Source organism: Mycoplasmopsis primatum ATCC 25948, from assembly GCF_000702785.1.
Taxonomy (GTDB): domain Bacteria; phylum Bacillota_I; class Bacilli_A; order Mycoplasmatales; family Metamycoplasmataceae; genus Mycoplasmopsis; species Mycoplasmopsis primatum.
Map to the genome: position 1 here is coordinate 1 of NZ_JNJV01000041.1, position 5,646 is coordinate 5,646.

Annotated in this window: 6 protein-coding genes and 1 pseudogene; 6 read left to right on the plus strand and 1 reads right to left on the minus strand. The window is 25.4% G+C overall.

Translation table 4 applies throughout. The features are described 5' to 3' along the window. The 6 genes and pseudogenes from T386_RS04635 to T386_RS0103915 form a co-directional block, all read left to right on the plus strand. Positions 1 to 690: pseudogene (locus tag T386_RS04635) on the plus strand (DEAD/DEAH box helicase family protein); the annotation flags it as partial. 108 nt (positions 691 to 798) lie between these two features. Beyond that, positions 799 to 1,146 carry a S1 RNA-binding domain-containing protein gene (locus T386_RS0103895; RefSeq protein WP_029513821.1) on the plus strand — a complete coding sequence of 116 codons (348 nt, stop codon included), beginning with the start codon at positions 799 to 801 and terminating at the stop codon, positions 1,144 to 1,146. Beyond that, a complete protein-coding gene (locus T386_RS0103900; RefSeq protein ID WP_029513822.1) occupies positions 1,146 to 2,387 on the plus strand; it encodes a hypothetical protein in 1,242 nt (413 codons plus the stop codon). The genes T386_RS0103895 and T386_RS0103900 overlap by 1 nt, the downstream gene beginning before the upstream one ends. An 11-nt stretch (positions 2,388 to 2,398) precedes the next feature. After that, positions 2,399 to 3,691 (plus strand): glucose-6-phosphate isomerase, encoded by a 1,293-nt coding sequence (locus tag T386_RS0103905; RefSeq protein ID WP_029513823.1) that lies wholly within the window; start codon positions 2,399 to 2,401, stop codon positions 3,689 to 3,691. Then, positions 3,692 to 4,522 carry a DNA-formamidopyrimidine glycosylase gene (gene mutM / locus T386_RS0103910; RefSeq protein WP_029513824.1) on the plus strand — a complete coding sequence of 277 codons (831 nt, stop codon included), beginning with the start codon at positions 3,692 to 3,694 and terminating at the stop codon, positions 4,520 to 4,522. Then, entirely contained in the window at positions 4,515 to 4,802 is a 288-nt protein-coding gene (locus tag T386_RS0103915; RefSeq protein ID WP_029513825.1) for a Smr/MutS family protein, read from the plus strand. Before mutM ends, T386_RS0103915 begins: the two co-directional genes overlap by 8 nt. A 114-nt stretch (positions 4,803 to 4,916) precedes the next feature. Here T386_RS0103915 and T386_RS0103920 read toward each other — a convergent pair whose 3' ends face one another. After that, entirely contained in the window at positions 4,917 to 5,306 is a 390-nt protein-coding gene (locus T386_RS0103920) for a hypothetical protein (RefSeq protein WP_029513826.1), read from the minus strand. Positions 5,307 to 5,646: the final 340 nt, after the last annotated feature.

Below are 5,646 nucleotides of genomic sequence, written 5' to 3' on the forward strand. Positions count from 1 at the left end.
TTAAAAACAAGCAAGAATTTGCCTAAGCTTAATGAAACTTTTGTTGATGAAAAAAGTGAAAAAAATAATAAAGTTAAATTAAATGAAATCGATAATTATGCATATAAAGATGTTAAAGGGTCTGATCATTATTTTGACTCTCAAACAGAAACTAAATTTATACAAAAAGTAAAAGAGACACTTTTAAGACCTAAATATAATGATTTAAATAACAAAATAAAAATATATAGCAAAAATCCTGTTTTTGGTGGTTTAAAATTAGAATATTTCGACACGTTGTATGATATTAAATCCTCATATCCTGATTTCATTTTTAAAATAAATATAAATAATATTATCTATTATTTATACATTGAAGTAAAAAATTTAAAATCTGACTATGATCCTGCAAAAACTCAAAACATCATAAATAATGGTTATAAACAGTATTTAAAAAATAAAGATAAATTAAATAATGGATTAATCAACAATAATTACAGATATACATTTTTAGTATGTTATGTGGATACTGATGATAGCGAATATTATTTTATTGGAGCAAGTGATATTAAAAAACTCAATAATCAAATTAATTTTGAGCCCAAAGAATACCAGGATTTTAATAATATTATTGCTAATAAGTCTAATTTTATGTATGAAATCAGCGATCTATTAGACTTTTTTAAAGATTATGAATTAACAAATAAATAATGAAATATAACGATACGCTTTAATTAGCGTATTTTTTATACACAAAATGCTATCGTTTATAGTAATTAAATATTTATAAAATGTTCCATTAAATATATAATTAAAAATATGATTAAAACGGGTGACATTCTAAATGGTTTAGTTAAAAATATTAACACATACGGTATAGTGGTGTGAACTTTTAACAATATGAAATTTTTTATTCCTTCAAGTTTAGTAACTGATTTTAAAAAAATGAAATTAGAATCTATCTTTGAAATAGATCAAAAAATTAATTTTATTGTTGAATCAGTAGATATAGATACACAAACTGGCATAGGAAATTTTAAAGGTAACCATCCAAGATTTTCAAGAGCGCCATTTAAAAATGGTATTAAAGAAACAAAGCACGGTTTTAACAAATTACATAAAAACGTACAAAAACAAATTGACAATTATAAAGGCGACAATAAATAATGGAACGTTTAGATCTTAAATTCATTAATTATTCACCCGATTTCAAAAATGAAAGTTTGAATAATAGGGCAATTAATCTCTTAAATGATATTAGAACCAAAAACGTACAAGGTTTTGAATACTTTGGATTTAATGACTTAGCATTAAATTTTTCGCAATTGAATTTAAATGAATTAACTAATTTTAGTAATTTAATTAACAATCAAAAAATTACTGATATTGTTATTTTTTGTACAAATAACGACATACAAAATTTTAACATCGCTAGTGGTTTTTTAAATAGCAATGACATACTAAAAGAATACAAAATCAAATATAATTTTATAAGTAATGACGAACCTGAGCAATGGCAGAAGAAATATATTCAAATTAAAAATAGTATTCTATACCAACCTACAACAGCTTTTCTTTTTATTGGACAATCTAAATATAATGAACCATTTGTTGAATTTATTAAATTAATTATGAATAAAATCCAAATTCATTTTGGCTACTATCGTGCCTTGGAAAAATGTTTTCTTATCTCTAAACAAGTACTCGAAAAGCAACTAAACTTTTTAGATATTGAAGAAAAAAATAAAATTATAATGCCTAATATTTTAACAACTAATTATTCTTTCTTTGCTGAAAGTAACTTATTTTTATTGCTTTTAAAAGGATGTGATTTATTAGGTATTGTTGAGGGCTATGGTTCTGCATATCAATTCTTTTCATCGGAAAAAATAGATGAAAATATTGCTTTTCAATACGCATATGTAAGGAGTGTTCTAAGTAAAAATTTACGCTATCACATGCTTACATCCAACGATAATATTTTAAATAATTCGCTTGTTTTATGGATGAATATGTCAAATTACTATTATAAAAAAAAGAATGTTTTTAGTTATTACACTTCGTATCCAAATACAATTTATACATATGGTCAATTTATTTTAGATAATAATAAAAGCTTATATATAACATATTGCCAATTTTTAAATGAAAAATTAGATTACCAATTAAGCGATGAGCTTAATAGTAACGATGGACTTGAAGATTATAATATTTCAAAATTAAGCCAATTTAGACAAAGTTCTGACAATGGACTTATTGAAACATTAACCAACGTTGTTTCAACACCGTTTTGTGTTCTTTCAATCTTAGACAATAGTGCTATATCATTAGGTTCTTTTATAGCATTTATTTACTGAAGTTGAATTTATGAATGTTATTTAGATAAAATTAATCCATTCGAATTATAAAAGGAGAAAATATGAAACCTATTAAATTAAATACTAACTATGCTATTAAAGATGAAGAGATAATTCAATATCAAGAAAAAGTAAATAAGATTCACGATAATATTATTTCTGGAAACGTTATTGAAAAAGATTGGTTAGGTTGAATAAACTTGCCTAATAAAATAGACGATACTGAAATGCTAAAAATGAAGGAAATTGCCAAAAATTGAAAATTAAAAAACATTGAAGTGCTAGTTGTAATTGGCATTGGTGGAAGCTACCTTGGTGCTAAAGCTGGCTATGAATTTATATTTGATCAATATGGAATTAACAAACCATCAATGGAATTAATTTTTGCCGGAAATTCACTAAGTAGTGAACAACTTGTCGCACAACTAAAATATGTTGAAAATAAAAATTTTGCTATCAACGTAATTTCAAAAAGTGGGACCACATTAGAGCCATCTATAGCATTTAGAGAATTTAGAAAATTATTAGAATCAAAAATTGGAGTTCAAAACGCTAAAAGTCTAATAGTTGCTACAACTGATGCTAAAAAAGGAGTTCTTTTTGATTTAGCTAATACTAAAGGATATGAAAAATTAATTATTCCCGATAACGTTGGGGGACGCTTTAGCGTGCTTAGTCCTGTTGGTTTATTTCCTTTTATTTGTGCAGGAATTGATACAGATGCATTATTAAAAGGAGCTCAACTCGCTAATAAAGAAGCTAATAATAAAAGCCTATTAGAAAATGATGCATATCGCTATGCTACTACTAGACACATTTTAAGCAAAGACTATAGCATTGAATTAATGACAAGCTATGAGCCTAAATTAGCTTTTTTTGCTGAATGGTGAAAACAATTATTTGCTGAGAGCGAAGGCAAAGACAACAAAGGTTTATGGCCTATTAGCGCTATCTATTCTACTGATTTACACTCTATCGGGCAAATGGTTCAGGACGGCAAAAAAATACTTTTTGAAACAGTATTAACTATCAATGAACCTTTATATGATCTTTTATTAAAAGAGGAAAAAGAAGATATAGATAAATTAAACTATTTAGATGGTAAAAGTGTGCATAGTATTAACCTTTCAGCATTTAAAGGCACATTGGAAGCTCATTCAAAAGTAGGCAATATTCCTAACATAACAATTGAATTAAATAAAAGTGATGAATTTACATTAGGTTATTTATTCCAGTTCTTTGAAAGAGCGTTAGCAATTAGTGCATATCTATTAGAAGTTAATCCTTTTAATCAACCAGGTGTTGAAATATACAAAACAAGCATGTTTAAATTGATTAAAAAGGACAAAAAATAAATGCCTGAATTGCCAGAAGTTAGAACAGTTGTTAAAGCATTAAAAAGCAAAATTCTTAATACAACATTTACTAATGTTGTTGTTTTATTAGATAAATTAATTAAAAATGCTTCTATGCAAGAGTTTTGTAACTATTTAATTGGAGAAAAAATTTTAGACATTTATAATGTAGGCAAAAATATAGTTTTTAAGTTAACTAATAATAAAAATTTAATAAGCCATTTAAGAATGTCGGGCAAATATTTTACGCAAGAAAATATAGGTGTAAATAGACAACATGACCATATAATTTTTACTCTCGATAATCAAATTAAACTGTTTTATAATGATACTCGTCAATTTGGTACTTTTCATATTAAAAACAATAATGACTTGTTTACAACAGCTCCATTGAATAAACTAGGTAAGAATCTTGAAGATATTAATATTGATGAGTTACATCAATCAATTAGAAAAAAATCAATACCAGTAAAGTCTTTTTTATTAGACCAGTCTTATATCTTAGGTATAGGCAATATATATGCTAATGAAATTCTTTTTGCATCAAAAATCAGCCCTTGGACAAAAGTCAATAGAATACCATTATTAAAATGAAAAGAAATAATAAATAATGCTAAGCAAATACTGGATAAGTCTACTGAATTAGGTGGTTCCACAATTAACGATTATTCATCACTGAACGCTGTTGAAGGCCAATTTCAAAACTTTTTAAAAGTTCATTTAAAAACTAATAAACCATGTGTAGTATGTGGCAAAGAAATCGAGCAAACCGTTTTAGCACAAAGAATGACTTATTATTGCCCTAATTGCCAGAAAGAAAATTATGAGTAGAAAAAATAAGAGAAACTATAAAAAAATAATTGATTATGACGAAATAGAATCAAATGTCATTGACTTGCATGGGTTAAATATTTATGAAGCAATAGCAGAAATTCAATTTGCAATTGCTAATGCCAAAGACAATCTAGAATTAGAATATAATCACATATTAGTTATTATTGGTAAAGGCACTGGAACTATAAAAGCCTACATTGAAGAATTTTTAAGAGATTCAAATTATAAATATGAATTTAATGATGACTGTACAACTATAAAGATATATATCGCATAACCTAATTCATAATCACGAATTTTTATTTTAGCTTTTTATCACATTAAATAAAAAGTGCAACCATCTAAGGTCGCACACAAAGTAGTATTACTTTGCAGTTATATAAATTAAGCATTAATTATTGGCATAGTATAGAGTTCTAGCTTTTTCAACTGCATCAAGCATAGCATTTGATTCTCTTCTATAAATTTTTCTTCATTTCTTTTTATTAAGTATATAAAATACTCCACCCACAATGAATAAAAGCAACAAAATAATTAATATTTTAACATTGATTATGCTTGCTTTTCAAGCTAAATCAGCTCTATTTGAACGAGCTTCATATTCTTTTCCAAGAGTAACTAATTCCATATAATTATTTAAATTATTATCTCTATTCATAGTTACTCTGGTGTCGGTAACACTTATAGTTTGTCAGCCAAAACAACTATAATGGTCAATTATTTCTTGTTGTGTAAATACTCCATACATACTTGTATTAATAACTTTAGTTTCTATCGCCATAAGGCTTCCTCCGTATTTATAAAAGGCAAAAATTTAATAGTTTAATAAAAAAACCAAAATATTAAAAATATTTTGGATTAGACACATTAAAAAATCTCTTATATGAGAACTTATTATTTAAATTTACTAATATATATATATATATATATATATATATATGTAATGTGTATTTATTAAACATAAAACTATTATACATAAATTTATAAATTTAAAATATATACAAGAATAAAAAGGCTTAAAATTTTACAATTTTGAGCCTAATTTTTGGTTATGCTTCTATAAGTTGGTATGCCTTTCTAATTAATTTCAGCATTTTCTCTCTCAACTACTTCTTTATCTA